Raw genomic sequence first — 16,990 nt, forward strand, 5'->3', positions numbered from 1 at the left:
GGAAGCTTTATTGCAAAAATGATATGCAGTTATCGACCATTGATCGGAAAACTGCTTCTTCAGTAGCTACCCGTATCAGCAACTACCTGTATGCCGCAGGTTCTCAGACCACCATACCTTCCATCGGCTGCTTCGGCTCCCGACGATCACGCAATATCTGCGGCAGCAGCGATCCGGCAAGCATGCCGGCAAAGGCCGCGATCAGGCCGGCAAGCTGACCCGGGAACAGCTCGCCCCAGTTCGTCAGTTGCGGGAAGAACAGAATCCAGACAAACACACCTGCTGTCAGCGAGAAAATCGCACCCTGCGTGGTAGCGCGCTTCCAGTACAGACCCATCACCAAGGGCACGAAAGCACCGACCAGCGTGACCTGATAGGCAGCCGACACCAGGTCGTAAATCGAGGTACCGCGCATCGCGATCGCATAGATCAGCACCAGCACCGCAAAAATCACGATCGTGACACGCATCGCGAACAATTGTTCACGATCGCTCATGCGCGGACGCAAGTTCTTCAGGATGTTCTCGACGAAACTGGTCGACGGCGCCAGCAAGGTTGCCGACGACGTGCTCTTGATCGCGGACAGCAAGGCGCCGAAAAAGAAAATCTGCATGATTAGCGGCATCTTGGTCAGCACGAACGTCGGCAGCAGGCGCTGATAATCATCCTTGGCCATATCCAGCGCGCTCGATCCCATCACGACGACCGCGGCAGCGACAATGAACATCGGCACAAACGCAAACAGGATGTAGCTCACGCCGCCGATGACGGCGCCTTTACGCGCCGTGCCGGCATCCTTGGCGGACATCACGCGCTGAAAGACGTCCTGCTGCGGAATGCTGCCAAGCATCATGGTCAGACCTGCAGCAACGAAGCCGGCCATTTCGGTAAAGGACGGCTCGGGCAGGAACTTCCACAAATCCTTTTCGCTCGCCAGTGCGAACACATGTTCCGCACCGCCCGCCAGATGTGCCGAAAACAGCGCAATCACGGCAAGACCGATCACCAATACGATCATCTGGATGAAATCGGTCCAGGCCACAGCAAGGAACCCGCCGATCACGACATAGATCAGCACGGCCAGCGTGCCGACGATCATGCCCGTCGTCTCCGACATCGCGCCGCCGGTCAGCACATTGAATACAAGACCCAACGCCGTGATCTGCGCAGCCACCCAGCCGAGATAACTGATGATGATCGCAACCGAGCAGAACACTTCGACACCCTTGCCGTAACGCAGGCGGTAAAAATCGCCGATGGTCAGCAGATTCTGCTTGTACAGGCGCGCAGCGAAAAACAGGCCTACCAGAATCAGACAAGTGCCGGCACCAAACGGATCCTCGACGATGGCGTTCAAGCCGCCTTGCACGAAGCGGGCCGGAATACCCATCACCGTTTCTGCACCGAACCAGGTCGCGAACGTGGTCGTGATCACCATGATCAGCGGCAGACTGCGTCCGGCTACGGCAAAGTCGCTGGTATTTTTGATACGCGTTCCAGCCCAGACACCGATGGCAAGCGTGCCCACCATATAGAGCACCACAAAGGAAATCAGCGTGTAGTCCACCTCGGTTCGCTCCGAAGAAAAAAGCCGGTTAAAAAACTAGGGAAATTCTGTATTCCAGTACTGACTTGCAGACGGCATTCTGCCGATGCATACGCCGTGCCAAGTTCTCAAGGACTGGCCGCGATCGATACATCATTACCAAAGCGAAAGCGAAAGCGAAATGATCGATTTCGAGCGCGCTGTATCCGGATCGAAGACGTACGACGGCTGAAAAATCGGCGAATTGTAGCAAATCGCGGACTTGTGTTCGCAAAATAAAACCGCACCGGAAAAACGCCTCGGTGCGGTTTGGTGTGGCGTACAAACAGTTGCGCGAACGCTGGCGTTTTATCCGAATGTAAACAGAACCAGCGCCAGCACCCCACCTGCAACCAATCCGCCACCGAAATAGATGGCGATTCCCAGCAACAGATTGGTACGGCGTTGCTCGTCCAGCAAGCGCTTCAGCAATTCATCGGTATTTTTTTCCACATCGGCAGCTTTTGTCAGCGCCTGATGCGCCAGTCGCGGAAATTCCGGCAAAAGTTTGCTGTAGCGCGGCGCTTCTGCCTTGAAGCGCTCCCACAACCCGCGCCAGCCGACCTGCTCGTTCATCCAGTTTTCCAGATAAGGTTTCGCGGTTTTCCACAAATCCAGTTCCGGATCGAGCTGGCGACCGAGCCCTTCGATGTTGAGCAGGGTTTTCTGCAGCAAGACGAGTTGCGGCTGCACTTCGACATTGAAACGGCGCGAGGTCTGGAACAGCCGCAGCAACACCTGGCCGAACGAAATCTCGGAGAGCGGACGGTCGAAGATCGGTTCGCAGCACGCGCGCACGGCCGACTCCAGTTCGTCGATGCGCGTTTCCTTCGGCGCCCAACCGGATTCGATGTGTGCTTCCGCAACGCGTTTGTAATCACGACGGAAAAACGCGAGGAAGTTTTGCGACAGATAATCCTTGTCGAAATCGTTCAGCGTACCGACGATGCCGAAATCCAGCGCGATATATCGGCCGAATGTGGCCTGGTCGGTGGAAACGAGGATGTTTCCCGGATGCATATCGGCGTGGAAGAAACCATCGCGAAATACCTGCGTGAAAAAAATCTCGACGCCGTCACGCGACAGTTTTTTCAGATCGATGCCAGCCGCAATCAGACGTTCCGTCTGCGAGATCGGAATGCCGTTCATCCGTTCCATCGTGATGACGGCAGTCGAGCAATAATCCCAGAACATCTCCGGCACGACCAGCAATGTCGAATCGGCAAAATTGCGTCGCAACTGGCTACCGTTCGCTGCCTCGCGCATCAGGTCCAGTTCGTCATGCAGATATTTGTCGAATTCGCCGACAACTTCGCGCGGCTTCAGACGCTTGCCGTCCGACCACCAGCGTTCGACCAGACCGGCAACGATATGCATCAGCGCCAGATCATCGTCGATCGACCTGCGAATACCGGGACGCAGCACTTTGACTGCAACGTCGCGACCGTTTTTCAAACGCGCAAAATGGACCTGCGCAATCGAGGCCGACGCCACCGGTTCATATTCGAAATGGGCAAACAGCAGATCCGGGTGCGCACCCAGCGACTTGACGATCTGCGCGACCGCCAGTTCGCTCGGAAACGGCGGCACACGATCCTGCAGGCGTGCCAGTTCATCGGCAATATCCATCGGCAACAGATCGCGTCGCGTCGACAGCACCTGACCGAACTTGACGAAAATCGGACCGAGGTCTTCCAGCGCGCGGCGCAGGCGTTCGCCACGTGGCGCAGAAATGTCGCGCCAGAAAATCAAACGATTGAGCAGTCGCGACGTGCGCGGAATCGGCAAACCGGACATCGCAATGTCGTCCAGCCCGTAGCGAATGGCAACGCGGATGATCTTGAAGACACGCAGGAATTTCAGGATCATCGGGTGCCGCCCTTCAGCTTCTCGATCCGCTTGGCAAGACGCGCAACATCGTCGCGCAACCGGGTGACGTCATTGGTAAATTCGGAAACTGCCTGCGGACGCATCAGCATCGGACTCTCTTCCAGAAAATATTCGGCCACGTTTTCAGTGATCGATTGGTGCAGTGCCTTGGCGCCATCGAATGCGGAACGCGCGCCGGCCGCGATTCTGTGTGCAGCGATGTCGCCCACCGCTTTCGACAGATCGTCTTCTGCCTCCCAGCGCAATGACTGGCTCAATTGCGAAATCGTGTTGGCAAAATCGGCATCGCCATCGATCTTCACGTAGGAAAACGCGCGCTCGCGATTCTGCATGATCAATGGGAGGTCCGACAACTGCACACGGATCGTGACTGTTGCCGCCTCGTCCGTCGGCGCTGCCTCCAGCATGCCGTCTGCAGCAACCTTCAGCCGCACTGCCATCAAACCGGCATCGAACACGGCAATCTTGCCGGCATGCGGCACCAGCTTGGCGCGCGCCCACGCTTCCTGCGCAAGCAGGTGATTGATGGCGGCGGGCAGAAAATCGGCGGGAGAACGAAATGTCATCATGAAAAAACAAAGCCGCCCGTGACCATTCACGGGCGGCTTCAAGTTTAGCAGCTTGCGGCACCGTGCCGCCAGACATCTAGCGTCTGCGCATGCAATTACATCAGTGCATTACAACTGTTGAATGCCGGCCAGCACCCAGCCGCCATCGCCATGGACCGGCTTGGACAGGTTCCACGCTTCGGTGAACGGCTCGGTCGGCGCGTAATCGGCTTCACGAATCATGCCGGTGAACTTGATGCTGGCGATGTATTCGTCGCCAACTTTTTCGACGCCATAAAACTCGCCTTCAAGCGACACGACATCGGTCACATTTGCCGACGCACCGCGCTCCTGTAGTTGCAGCTTCAGTTCGGCAAACATTTCAGGTGTGGTGAACTCGCGAATATCGTTGATATCAGCGCGATCCCATGCAGCCTGCAGGCGAATGAAGTAGCTTTTTGCATTGCGGATAAACGACTGCACGTCGAAATCGGCAGGTACTTCGTTCACAGCTTCATATGCCGCGCCGGACGCCATTGGGGCCGACGACTGCAGTGCGGAAGGCTGATTTGCGCCAATGCCGGAACCGATTTCAGGCGTTTGCGTTTTTGCCGAATAGTTGTTGGCAAACGAAGGCTGCATGCCGCCACGATTACCCGCGCTCTTGTTGCGAATCATGCGGTAGATGAACATCGCCGCGAATGCGAACAACGCCACCATCAACATGGTGCTGATCATGCTGGCCAGCGCGCCGCCGATTCCCAGATGGGACAGCAGTGCACCAAGGCCGAGGCCGAGCAACGCGCCGCCAAGAATGTTACGCATCATGCTCGGCTTGGCTGCAGCACCAGCCGCACCTGCTGCGCCGGCGGTATTCGTGTCCTGACGGCCTGCAGTGGTAGGCGAAGATTGCGGAGGCGCAGCGCGCTTGAAGCTTTGCGACTGCTTGCCGAACGAGCCGCCGCCGCCCATGCGCTTGGCTTCCGCCTCGGTCGCGATGAACATCATCGAGCTGGCCATGACGGCCAGAGCCATCAACAATCTTTTCATTCCTGTCTCCTAAAGTTTGATTCCAGTGTGGAGAGCCGCCACACCCGCGGTTAAATTAAAGTACTGAACGCGTTCCAGCCCTGCGTCCTGCATCATTTTCTTCAGTGTTTCCTGATCCGGATGCATGCGGATCGATTCAGCCAGATAGCGATAACTCTCCGCGTCGTTCGCGATTCGCTTGCCCAGCCACGGCAACACCGAGAACGAATACACGTCGTATGGTTTTTTCAACGGCTCCCATACTTTTGAAAATTCCAGCACCAGCAACTTGCCGCCCGGCTTCAACACGCGCCGCATCTCTGCCAGCGCTACATCCTTGTGCGTCATGTTGCGCAAACCGAAAGCCACCGAGACCCGATCGAAATAATTGTCGGGGAACGGCAATTTCTCGGCGTCGCACAATGACGTGGGGGTGATCAGCCCATTGTTCAATAGACGGTCGCGTCCCACGCGCAGCATCGACTCGTTGATATCGGTCAGCCAGACTTCGCCGGTTGCTCCTGCCCGTTTGGCAAATGCCTTGGCCAGATCACCGGTGCCGCCTGCAATATCCAGCACCTTGAATCCCGGCCTGATCCCCGCCTGCGCAATCGTGAATGTCTTCCACAAGCGATGCAGCCCTGCCGACATGACATCGTTCATCACGTCGTACTTCGCTGCCACCGAATGAAATACTTCGGCAACCTTGTGGACTTTTTCTTCTTCGGCAACAGTTTGATAGCCGAAATGCGTAGAGTTGGTCATGGCAAATACCAGTCAGAAAAGCGATTATATAAGATGTTAAGAAAACGTGAAGAATTTGATGAGAAATGATTTGGCGTAGAGCAAGAATCGGCTTCCACCATTTCAAATCTTCAATGCTTGTGACTGCCGCAACCCGTGCTTGCCGCCACTGCCTTGTCCATTGGCACATCGCGCCCCGATTCGCGGGTGAACCCGGCAGCTTCCAACCGGCGTAAATAGTCTTCCCACAGTGCCTCCTGGTTTGTCCCCAGGTGGTGCAGATATTCCCACGAGAAAATGCCGCTGTCGTGACCGTCCGAGAATGCCGGTTTGATTGCGTAATTTCCGACAGGTTCGACGGCCGCGATATCGACATGACGTTGTCCGGTCTGCAGCGTTTCCTGCCCCGGACCGTGACCGCGTACCTCGGCCGATGGCGAATACACGCGCAACAGTTCGAACGGCAGCGAGAAAGCGGAACCGTCGTCGAATTCGATTTCCAAAATACGGGATTGTTTGCGCACCGTCAGGTTGGTTGGTTGCGGTGCAGTTTGTCTGGAAGCAGTCATCATTGTCCTTCGTTTGAATGTCGTGTCATCGACCGCCGGTACACAACCTGACGGTCACGCTTCGCAAGAGACATGTCTTGCCACCGCTGCGCGCAAGGCGGGCAGCAATGCGCGTCGCTGTGCAAGAACAGCGGTCGGGGTCTGGCGTACCGATTGTGCCCAGACCGGCTTCGGAAAATGTGCATCGTCAGCGAAGCGCGGAATCAGGTGCCAATGCAGATGCGGCACCATGTTGCCAAGACTCGCCAGATTGATCTTTTCCGGTTGCAGCACTTCGCGCAATGCCGTTTCCACCTGGCACACGGTACGCATCAATACCGACCGATCCGATGGCGGCAGATCGGTCATCTCGCTGACGTGCGCATTCCAGATCACACGACAGAAACCCGGATAGTTGGCGTCGTCGATCAGCACAACATGCAACTTGTCATTGCGAAAAATGATTTCGCCGCCGTCTTCATTGCAAAGTTCGCAACCGGACGTCGTCATACCAGCACCCGCTCGATGCCGCCGTTGTTGGCATTGCCGACATAGCGTTCCATCCAGTCTTCACCCAGCAGATGCTTGGCCATTTCGACCACGATGTAATCGGCCTTGCTGCCGGCGTCGTCGTTGTAGCGCGACAAACCCTGCAGGCAGGATGGACACGACGTCAGCACCTTGACCTCGCCGGTGAAACCGTCAGCGCGCAATTTGTCCGCGCCCTTCTCCATCTCTTCCTGCTTGCGGAAACGCACCTGCGTCGAAATGTCGGGACGCGCCACGGCAAACGTGCCGGACTCGCCGCAGCAGCGATCGTTCTTTTCGATCTTCTGCGCATCGACCGTCGTGATCAGCGTGTTGACCGTTTTCAACGGGTCCTGCAATTTCATCGGCGTGTGGCAAGGATCGTGATACATGTAGCGCACACCGCTGACACCTTCCAGCCTCACACCTTTTTCCATCAGGAATTCATGGATGTCGATGATGCGGCAACCAGGGAAAATCTTGTCGAATTCGTAGCCCTGCAATTGATCGAAACACGTGCCGCACGACACCACCACGGTCTTGATGTCGAGATAGTTCAGCGTGTTCGCCATGCGATGGAACAGCACGCGATTGTCGGTAATGATCTTCTCGGCCTTGTCGTAATCGCCCGAACCGCGCTGCGGATAACCGCAGCACAGATAACCCGGCGGCAGCACGGTCTGCACGCCGACATTCCACAGCATTGCCTGCGTCGCCAGGCCGACTTGCGAGAACAATCGCTCCGAGCCGCAACCAGGGAAATAGAACACCGCTTCGCTATCGGCCGTCGTCGACCGCGGATTGCGGATGATCGGGATCACCTTGTCGTCTTCGATATCCAGCAGCGCACGCGCGGTTTTCTTCGGCAGGTTGCCCGGCATCTTCTTGTTGATGAAGTGAATCACCTGTTCCTTGATCGGCGGTTTGCCGACGGTGGACTTCGGAGCGGCAGTCTGCTTCTTCGCCAGCTTCTTGAAGAAATCGTGGCCGAAGCGCTGCGCCTTGTAACCGAGTCCGACCATCGCCTGACGCGTCGCATTGATCGTCGACGGATCGGTCGCGTTCAGGAAGAACATCGCCGCTGTCGTGCCGGGATTGAACGACTTCTTGTCCATCTTGCGCAGCAAGTTGCGCATGTTCATCGATACGTCGCCGAAATCGATATCGACCGGGCACGGCGTCACGCACTTGTGACACACGGTGCAGTGGTCGGCAACGTCTTCGAACTCTTCCCAATGCTTGATCGAGATGCCGCGACGTGTCTGTTCTTCATACAGGAACGCTTCCACCAGCAGCGACGTCGCCAGAATCTTGTTGCGCGGCGAGTACAGCAGATTCGCACGCGGCACGTGCGTCGCACATACCGGTTTGCACTTGCCGCAGCGCAGGCAATCCTTGACGCTGTTGGCGATGGCGCCGATATCGCTCTGCTGCATGATCAGCGATTCGTGGCCCATCAGACCGAACGACGGTGTATAGGCATTGCGCAGGTCGGAACTCAGTTCCGACATGTCCATCAGCTTGCCCTTGTTGAAGCGACCTTCCGGATCGATGCGACGCTTGTATGCGCGGAAATCGGCCAGTTCTTCGGTTGTCAGGAATTCCAGCTTGGTGATGCCGATGCCATGTTCGCCGGAAATCACGCCGTTCAACGAACGCGCAAACGCCATGATGCGCGCGACGGTTTCGTGCGCGTCCTGCAGCATTTGATAATGATCGGAATTGACCGGAATGTTGGTATGGACATTGCCGTCACCCGCATGCATGTGCAGCGCGACGAACACGCGACCGCGCAACACGCGTTTGTGGATCGCGACGGTTTCGTCGAGAATCAGACGAAACGCGACACCGCTGAAAATCTGGCGCAGATGCGCACGCACTTCGGTCTTCCACGACACACGCACAGTGCGATCCTGCACGACATCGAATACGGTCGCATTCGGCTGCCTGGTCACACGTTCGTCGAACGTGCCGGTCAATGTCTGCACGCCAAGTGCGTTCAGTTCGCTCAGCGCATCGCGCAGCGGCTTGTCCAGATTCGACAGCAGATACGACCAGCGCGCGTGCGTCGTTTCGAGTAACTGTTCGGCTTGATTGACGCGATCTTCCAGCAACTCGGCCGGCGGAATACCATCGCCCTCTGCATCGTCGCTCTTGCCCAGCGGCAGATTGCCGGCGACAAAGAAGTTGTGCAATTCAGCCAGCAATTGCAGCTTGTTCTTGATCGACAGCTCGACGTTGATACGCTCGATCCCATCCGAATATTCGCCCATGCGATCGAGCGGAATCACGACGTCTTCGTTGATCTTGAAGGCATTGGTATGCTTGGAAATCGCTGCGGTACGCGCGCGATCGAGCCAGAATTTCTTGCGCGCTTCCGGGCTGACGGCAATGAAGCCTTCGCCGACGCGCGTGTTCGCCAGACGCACGACCTCGGATGCGGCAATTGCGACCGCGTTTTCATCTTCACCGACGATGTCACCGAACAGTGCCATCTTCGGCAGCACATCGCGTTTCGATTTGGTCGCGTAACCGACCGCGCGCAGATAACGTTCATCCAGATGTTCGAGACCGGCCAGACGCACGGTCGCAAACTCGCCGCCCTTGGCCGGCAAGCCATCGAGATAATCCTTGATCTCGACGATCGAAGGCACCGCATCGCGCGAGTGGCCGAAGAACTCCAGACAGACGGTGCGCGTGTGCTTCGGCATCTTGTGCAGTATCCAGCGTGCCGACGTGATCAGGCCGTCGCAGCCTTCCTTCTGCACGCCGGGCAGACCGGCGAGGAATTTATCGGTAACGTCCTTGCCGAGGCCCTCCTTGCGGAACGTGCGGCCGGGGATTTCCAGCATTTCGGTCTTGAATGGCTGATTGTTGCCGCGGCCTTTTTCGTTCGGGTGCGTCCATTCGAGCTTGAAGGTTGCCGTTGGCGCATCGTGAATCTTGCCAAGGTTGTGTTCGATGCGCGTGACTTCGAGCCAGTCGCCGTTCGGATCGACCATTTTCCAGCTCGCCAGATTGTCAAGCGCGGTGCCCCACAACACGGCTTTCTTGCCGCCGGCGTTCATCGCGATATTGCCGCCGATGCACGACGCTTCCGCGGAGGTCGGATCGACCGCGAACACGAAGCCGGCTTTTTCCGCCGCATCGGCCACGCGCTTGGTGACAACGCCCGCGCCGGAATAGATCGTCGCGTAATCGCGGTCGACGCCTGGCAGACGCGTCATCGCGACATCGCCCAGTTGAATCAGTTTTTCGGTATTGATGACGGCCGACATCGGCGTCAGCGGAATTGCGCCGCCGGTATAACCGGTGCCGCCGCCGCGCGGGATGATGGTCAGGCCGAGTTCGATGCAGCCTTTGACGAGGCCGGCCATTTCGTCTTCGGTATCCGGCGTCAGCACGACGAACGGATATTCGACACGCCAGTCAGTTGCATCGGTCACATGCGACACGCGTGACAAACCGTCGAACTTGACGTTGCCCTTGTCGGTATAACGGCCCAGCACGCGCGTCGCGCGTTTGCGCAGATCCCAGGTATTGCGGAATTCTTCACCGAAATCGGCGACAGCCTTGCATGCAGCCTGCACCAGCGCTTCGACTGCGGCGGCACGACGTTGCGCGTTGGCGTCGTCATGCGCGTCCAGATCACTCTTGCGGCGCTTGTCGACTTCGCCCAGACGATGGTTCAACGCGTCGATCAACGCCTGACGGCGCTTCGGGTTGTCCAGCATGTCGTCCTGCAGGTACGGATTGCGCCGCACGACCCAGATGTCGCCGAGCACTTCGTAAAGCATGCGCGCAGAACGGCCGGTCTGGCGTTCGCTGCGCAATTCTGCGAGCAGTGTCCATGCTTCTTCACCGAGCAGGCGAATCACGATCTCGCGATCGGAAAAAGACGTGTAGTTGTACGGGATTTCGCGCAGGCGCGTCGATGTGTTGCCGTCGGGAGCGTCGGCGAGTAGGGTCTGCAAATGGGCTGGGGCGTTCATCAAGAGTCGTGTGAACTGATGCTAAAGACGCATTCTAGCCGATTGCGGTCTGCGCCGTTGGTGCGGAAACACGCTGAAGCCGCGCTTCATTGCCCGAAAAATTCCCGCAATTGGCATCAAAACAGATGCATCAGGTACTGCCAGAATCCATCCGGCACAAACAGCAGCAGCCACGTCATCGTCAGGTAACGCAGAAACTTGCCGATCGCCATGTAGACGACGCATTCCCAGAACGGCAGGCGCAGCCAGCCGGCCAGTACGCAGATCGGATCGCCGACTCCGGGCAACCAGGACAGCATCATCGTCTTCGCGCCGAACCGCTGCAGCCAGCCGAACCAGCGCGTCTGGCGCTCCTTCGCAAACATCCGCTTGGCGCCGAACCCCATCCAGTAATCGATGATGCCGCCCAGCGTGTTGCCGGCGGTCGCCACCAGAATCGCCGGCCAGAACAGGCCGGGATTTGCCTTGACGACCGCAAACACGGCCGGCTCCGAGCCGATCGGCAAAAGGGTTGCCGACGCCGTACTGACGATGAAAACCGACCATAGGCCGACTTGCGGCACGGCCAGCACAGAAAGCAGCCATTGAACGGCGTTTTCAATCATGAGCGGTCAGGCATGAGAAATCCTCGAAAGCCCGCGAATCGATTTGCGAAATCCCAGTGTCGGATTGAATGTGCATTGGATGTTGAATTGAATAGCGAGTTGGAAGTTGAGTGTCGCAACCTCGAATGGTTCGGCATCTCCGTCCATCTTCGTCAAAGGGTGTCCATTATAATGAGCGACCGCGCAGCGAATTTTTCGACAACCTTCGCAAGCTGCGCCTCAACACATTGCACCTATGACGACCGACTACCTGAAGAAAATCCTGACCGCGCGTGTATATGACGTCGCCGTGGAATCGCCGCTGGAACTGGCGCCAACGCTGTCGAAGCGTTACGGCAACCAGATTTATTTCAAGCGCGAGGATATTCAGAGCGTGTTCAGCTTCAAGCTGCGCGGCGCGTACAACAAGATGGCGCAACTGCCTGCCGACAAACTGAAACGCGGCGTGATCTGCGCCTCCGCCGGCAATCACGCACAAGGCGTCGCACTGTCGGCCGCCAAACTCGGCTGCCGCGCCGTCATCGTGATGCCGACCACCACGCCATCGGTCAAGGTCGAAGCGGTCAAGGCGCGCGGCGGCGAGGTTGTGCTGTTCGGCGATTCGTATTCGGATGCCTATCAGCATGCACTGGCGCTGGAGAAAAAACTCAAGCTCACCTTCGTCCATCCGTTCGACGATCCCGACGTGATCGCCGGCCAGGGCACGATTGCGATGGAAATCCTGCGCCAGCATGCCGGCCCGATTCACGCGATCTTCGTCCCGATCGGCGGCGGCGGTTTGATCGCCGGTATCGCCGCCTACGTCAAGGCGGTGCGTCCCGAGATCAAGGTCATCGGCGTGCAGACGACCGATTCGGACGCCATGGCGCGCAGCCTGAAATCAAACCGTCGTGTCACGATGCCGGATGTCGGTCTGTTCGCAGACGGCACCGCAGTCAAACTCGTCGGCGAAGAAACCTTCCGCCTGGCCAAATTGCATGTGGACGACGTCATCGTGGTCGATACCGATGATGTATGCACCGCGATCAAGGACGTATTCCAGGATACGCGCAGCATTCTCGAACCGTCCGGCGCGCTGGCCGTGGCCGGCGCAAAAGCCTATATCGAGCGTTCGCAATCCACCAAAAAGCCGGTCAAGAACGAGACGCTGATCACCGTCGCCAGCGGCGCCAACATGAACTTCGATCGCCTGCGCTTCGTCGCCGAAATGGCCGACGTCGGCACCGCGCGCGAAGGCGTGTTTGCGGTGACGATTCCGGAAGAGCGCGGCAGCTTCAAGCGTTTCTGCAAACTGGTCGGACCGCGCAATGTAACCGAATTCAACTATCGCATCAGCGACGCGAAAAAAGCGCACGTGTTCGTCGGCATACAGATTCCCGATCGCGACGAAGCGGTCCGCATCACAAAGAACTTCGACAAGCACGGCTTCAGGACGCTGGACCTGACGCATGACGAACTGGCGAAAGCCCACATTCGTCATCTGGTCGGCGGCAAGAGCGAACTGGCGCATGACGAACTGCTATATCGCTTCGAATTCCCGGAACGTCCAGGTGCACTGATGCGCTTCCTCGACAGCTTGGCGCCAAACTGGAACATCAGCCTGTTCCACTACCGGAATCAGGGCGGCGATGTCGGCCGCATTCTGGTCGGTCTGCAAGTGCCGAAGAAGGAAATGAAGGATTTCCGCGCCTTCCTCGCCGGCCTCGGCTATCGACACTGGGACGAGACCGACAATCCTGCCTACAAACTGTTTTTGTAAAATTTACAGACTTGCGGCGACTGCGCTTGCGGCCTAAGATTCGCGCTCTGGTTTAGCGTAGAGTTGACGCGCAGTAACGCCGCACCAATCACGCGGTGCGCTCGTTCCGCGTTCAATCGACTGAGTTCTGTTCATCGGAACGCATCACCACAAGAACCATAAAAGTCGAAGCATATCTGCTTGCAGTTCGTCTGCAGGAGGATGTCGTCGTGCCGCTCGCATGCGGCGATTGCCATCTCGACGGCAATCGCCGTGTGTTGCCTTACAAGGGAAGAACAATGACCGACGTGTTTGCAAGCAACCAGGATACCTTCCGCCGCATCCTGACCCGCAATGTCACCATCCCGCTGGTAGCAGGCCTCATCACTGCGCTCGCGTTCATCGGCCTGATCCTGTATCTGCTGTCCGTGATGACGTGGGTCGAGCACAGCGAGCGGGTGATCGGCAACACCAATGAAGTCAGCAAACTGTCGGTCGATATGGAAACCGGCATGCGCGGCTTTCTGCTGACCGGCAAGGAAGCCTCGCTCGAACCCTATCTGATCGGCAAACCGCGCCTCGCCGTCGAAATGTCGGCACTGCACGAAGGCGTTGCCGACAATCCGGCGCAGATCGAACGGCTGAAACGGATCGAGGCATTGCAGGTGCAATGGGATGAATTTGCGCAGACGATGATCGAGCTGCGCCGCACCAACGGCAACTTCCAGCGATTGCTCGACATGAACGTCGGCAAACTGCAGTTCGACCAGATCCGCGACGAGCTCAAGGATTTTCTCGACGCCGAACAGCGCCTGCGCAAACAGCGCAATGACGATGCGCGCAGTGTGACCACCATTTCCATCGCATCCTTCCTGCTTCTCAGCGTGGCGATCAGCGGTCTGCTCGCCTTCCTCGGCCGACGCGAACTGCTGCAACTGTCGGCAACCTACGGTACGGCACTGAAGGAACATGCGGAACACGCCGAAGTGTTGCAGCAGCAGGCATGGCTGCGTTCCGGCCAGACGCAACTGGTCGAACGCGGCGTCGGGCGGCTGGCGCTGCCGCAACTGGGCGCCGCGATGCTGGAATTTCTCGCGCAATATGTGAAGGCGCAAGTCGCCGCGCTTTACATCCGCCAGGACGACGGTTCGCTTCAACGCGTCGCCACCTACGGTTTCAGTAGCGATGGCGAACAATTCGGCAAAACGTTCAGGGACGGTGAAAGCCTGGTCGGCGAATCCGCCGCCGACCGACGACTGATCCATCTCGACGACGTGCCGGCCGGCTACCTGAAGGTGAACTCCGGTCTTGGCGAAACCACAGCCGCCAATGTCGTGCTGCTGCCGATCGACAACGAAGGCACGGTCAACGGCGTGGTGGAACTGGGGTTCCTGCACAAGGTAACGCAGCGCGACATCGATTTCCTCAAACTGATCGCCGGCAATATCGGTACGTCGGTTGAAGCGTCACGCTATCGCCAGTTGCTGCAGGATGCATTGGCGGAAACCCAGCAACTGAACGAGGAATTGCAGGTCCAGCAGGAAGAACTGCGCACCAGCAACGAGGAGCTCGAGGAACAGTCGCGCGTGCTGGAGGAGTCGCAGGCGCATCTGGAAAATCAGAAGGCGGAACTTGAGCAGACCAACGATCAACTGGCAAGCCAGGCCATCATTCTCGATCAGAAAAACAGCGCGCTCAACCAGGCGCAGACAGAACTCGAAGAACGTGCCGCCGAGCTGCAACGCGCCAGCAAGTACAAGTCCGAGTTCCTCGCCAACATGTCACATGAACTGCGCACGCCGCTGAACAGTTCGTTGATCCTCGCCAAGCTGCTATCCGAGAACGCGCAAGGCAACCTGACCGCCGAACAGGTCAAATTTGCCGGCGCCATCTATTCGGCAGGCAACGATCTGCTGAACCTGATCAACGACATTCTGGACATCTCCAAAGTCGAAGCCGGCAAGCTGGAACTCGCACCGGAAGACATTCCGCTGCGCAAGCTGGTCGATTCGCTGAAGATGACATTCGAGCCGCTGGCCAGCCAGAAGAAGCTCGATTTCAAGGTCACGATTGCCAAGGGCACGGCGCCCGGCATCTTCACCGATCGTCAGCGACTGGAACAGATCCTGAAAAACCTGCTGTCCAACGCCGTCAAGTTCACCGAAGCCGGCAGCGTGGAACTGAATGTGTCGCAGGACGAAAACGGCCACCTGCGTTTTGCCGTGCAGGATTCCGGCATCGGCATTCCACCCGACCAGCAGAAACTGATCTTCGATGCGTTCCACCAGGCCGACGGCACCACCAGTCGTCGTTACGGCGGCACCGGACTGGGCTTGTCGATTTCGCGCGATCTGGCCGTGCTGCTGGGCGGTTCCATCCATGTCTGCAGCCAACCGGATCAAGGCAGCACCTTTACACTGGTGATGCCACCGGTGTGGCAGGAGCCGGTACATGAACTGGAAGCCGCGCCGCACGCGGCGGCCTCCGTTCAGGCGCATGCGATGACCGCCACGGCGGCGGCACACGCACCAACCGATGCCGCAACGGTCGGTGCGCCACCGTTTGACGACGATCGCGACAACGAGCGTGGCAACCGGCGGATGGTGCTGGTCATCGAAGACGATACCGAATTCGCCCACATCCTGTTCGATCTTGCGCATGAGATGCAATATCAGTGCATCGTCGCGCAGGACGCGCAGGACGGCCTGCATCTGGCCGCCGCATACCATCCGGACGCGATTCTGCTCGACATGCGATTGCCGGATCGTTCCGGCCTCAGTGTGTTACAGCAGTTGAAGGAAAATTCCCTGACACGACATATCCCGGTGCACATTGTTTCAGCCGTCGATCGTGCCGACGCCGCGATGCATCTGGGTGCGATCGGTTACGCCGTCAAGCCGACATCGCACGATCAATTGAAGGATGTATTCCGCAAACTGGAAGAGAAATTCACGCAAAAGATCAAGCGCGTGCTGCTGGTCGAGGACGATGCACGCCAGCGCGACAGCGTGGTGCAGTTGATCGGCGACAGCGATGTGGAAATCACCGCAGTCGAGCTTGGCGAAGAAGCGCTGCGCCTGCTGCGCACGACGATCTTCGACTGCATGATCATCGACCTGAAGTTGCCGGACATGCAGGGCAATCAGTTGCTGCAACGCATGTCCAGCGAGGAAATCTGCTCGTTCCCGCCGGTCATTGTCTACACCGGCCGCAACCTGACGCGCGACGAAGAAGCCGACCTGCTCAAGTATTCGCGCTCGATCATCATCAAGGGCGCACGTTCACCGGAACGCCTGCTGGATGAAGTGACGCTGTTTTTGCACAAGGTGGAAGCGGAACTGTCGAGCGAACGGCAGACGATGCTGAAAATCGTGCGCAACCGCGATCGCGTATTCGAAGGTCGCCGCATCCTGCTGGTGGATGACGACGTGCGCAACATCTTTGCGCTGACCAGCGTGCTGGAACAGAAAGGTCTGCATGTCGAGGTTGCACGCAATGGATATGAAGCGATCGATCGCGTGAATCAACAGGGAAATGACATCGATCTGGTCTTGATGGATATCATGATGCCGGGGATGGATGGGCTGGAAGCGACACGCCGCATTCGCAAGGACCCGCGCTTCGTGCAATTGCCGATCATCGCCATTACGGCAAAAGCAATGAAGGACGATCAGGAGCAATGCATGAAGGCCGGCGCCAACGATTACCTTGCCAAACCGGTCCATCTGGATCGTCTGTATTCGCTGTTGCGCGTATGGATGCCGAACATGGAACGACTCTGAC

The 16,990-nt window shown here is 57.9% G+C and carries 11 protein-coding genes; 2 read left to right on the plus strand and 9 right to left on the minus strand.

Translation table 11 applies throughout. The features are described from left to right. Nucleotides 1-103: 103 nt before the first annotated feature. The 9 genes from VN114_RS10675 to VN114_RS10715 all read right to left on the minus strand — a co-directional run bounded on the left by VN114_RS10675 (nt 104) and on the right by VN114_RS10715 (nt 11,469). A complete protein-coding gene (locus VN114_RS10675; RefSeq protein WP_325514680.1) occupies nt 104-1,567 on the minus strand; it encodes a sodium:solute symporter family protein in 1,464 nt (487 codons plus the stop codon). A gap of 327 nt (nt 1,568-1,894) precedes the next feature. Next, nucleotides 1,895-3,454, minus strand: coding sequence for a ubiquinone biosynthesis regulatory protein kinase UbiB (ubiB, locus tag VN114_RS10680; protein WP_325514682.1), 1,560 nt, complete (start codon nt 3,452-3,454; stop codon nt 1,895-1,897). Further along, entirely contained in the window at nt 3,451-4,041 is a 591-nt protein-coding gene (locus VN114_RS10685; protein WP_325514684.1) for a ubiquinone biosynthesis accessory factor UbiJ, read from the minus strand. The genes ubiB and VN114_RS10685 overlap by 4 nt, the downstream gene beginning before the upstream one ends. 111 nt (nt 4,042-4,152) lie before the next feature. Beyond that, on the minus strand, nt 4,153-5,073 hold the full coding sequence (locus VN114_RS10690; RefSeq protein ID WP_325514686.1) for a Tim44-like domain-containing protein: 921 nt from the start codon (nt 5,071-5,073) through the stop codon (nt 4,153-4,155). A gap of 9 nt (nt 5,074-5,082) precedes the next feature. Beyond that, a complete protein-coding gene (ubiE, locus tag VN114_RS10695) occupies nt 5,083-5,817 on the minus strand; it encodes a bifunctional demethylmenaquinone methyltransferase/2-methoxy-6-polyprenyl-1,4-benzoquinol methylase UbiE (protein WP_325514688.1) in 735 nt (244 codons plus the stop codon). Between the two features lie 110 nt (nt 5,818-5,927). After that, nucleotides 5,928-6,365, minus strand: coding sequence for a DUF971 domain-containing protein (locus VN114_RS10700; RefSeq protein WP_325514690.1), 438 nt, complete (start codon nt 6,363-6,365; stop codon nt 5,928-5,930). A gap of 54 nt (nt 6,366-6,419) precedes the next feature. Then, complete coding sequence (locus VN114_RS10705) at nt 6,420-6,854, minus strand: HIT family protein (RefSeq protein ID WP_325514692.1); 435 nt, start codon at nt 6,852-6,854, stop codon at nt 6,420-6,422. Next, complete coding sequence (locus VN114_RS10710; RefSeq protein ID WP_325514693.1) at nt 6,851-10,864, minus strand: FAD/FMN-binding oxidoreductase; 4,014 nt, start codon at nt 10,862-10,864, stop codon at nt 6,851-6,853. The genes VN114_RS10705 and VN114_RS10710 overlap by 4 nt, the downstream gene beginning before the upstream one ends. Nucleotides 10,865-10,980: 116 nt before the next feature. Next, nucleotides 10,981-11,469, minus strand: a complete 489-nt coding sequence (locus tag VN114_RS10715; protein WP_325514695.1) for a YqaA family protein — start codon at nt 11,467-11,469, stop codon at nt 10,981-10,983. Between the two features lie 226 nt (nt 11,470-11,695). On the opposite strand from VN114_RS10715, the gene ilvA reads away from it, so the two are divergent. After that, entirely contained in the window at nt 11,696-13,228 is a 1,533-nt protein-coding gene (gene ilvA, locus VN114_RS10720; RefSeq protein ID WP_325514832.1) for a threonine ammonia-lyase, biosynthetic, read from the plus strand. A 278-nt stretch (nt 13,229-13,506) separates the two neighbouring features. Then, nucleotides 13,507-16,989, plus strand: a complete 3,483-nt coding sequence (locus VN114_RS10725; RefSeq protein ID WP_325514697.1) for a response regulator — start codon at nt 13,507-13,509, stop codon at nt 16,987-16,989. Nucleotide 16,990: the final 1 nt, after the last annotated feature.

It is taken from the genome of Oxalicibacterium sp. (genome assembly GCF_035565035.1).
Taxonomy (GTDB): Bacteria; Pseudomonadota; Gammaproteobacteria; order Burkholderiales; family Burkholderiaceae_D; genus Oxalicibacterium.

Excerpts from the sequence above, each read along its gene's own strand:
- ubiB (WP_325514682.1), bottom strand. The coding sequence starts at position 3,454 with ATGATCCTGAAATTCCTGCGTGTCTTCAAGATCATCCGCGTTGCCATT.
- VN114_RS10685 (WP_325514684.1), bottom strand. The coding sequence starts at position 4,041 with ATGACATTTCGTTCTCCCGCCGATTTTCTGCCCGCCGCCATCAATCAC.
- VN114_RS10690 (WP_325514686.1), bottom strand. The coding sequence starts at position 5,073 with ATGAAAAGATTGTTGATGGCTCTGGCCGTCATGGCCAGCTCGATGATG.
- ubiE (WP_325514688.1), bottom strand. The coding sequence starts at position 5,817 with ATGACCAACTCTACGCATTTCGGCTATCAAACTGTTGCCGAAGAAGAA.
- VN114_RS10700 (WP_325514690.1), bottom strand. The coding sequence starts at position 6,365 with ATGACTGCTTCCAGACAAACTGCACCGCAACCAACCAACCTGACGGTG.
- VN114_RS10705 (WP_325514692.1), bottom strand. The coding sequence starts at position 6,854 with ATGACGACGTCCGGTTGCGAACTTTGCAATGAAGACGGCGGCGAAATC.
- VN114_RS10710 (WP_325514693.1), bottom strand. The coding sequence starts at position 10,864 with ATGAACGCCCCAGCCCATTTGCAGACCCTACTCGCCGACGCTCCCGAC.
- VN114_RS10715 (WP_325514695.1), bottom strand. The coding sequence starts at position 11,469 with ATGATTGAAAACGCCGTTCAATGGCTGCTTTCTGTGCTGGCCGTGCCG.
- VN114_RS10725 (WP_325514697.1), top strand. The coding sequence starts at position 13,507 with ATGACCGACGTGTTTGCAAGCAACCAGGATACCTTCCGCCGCATCCTG.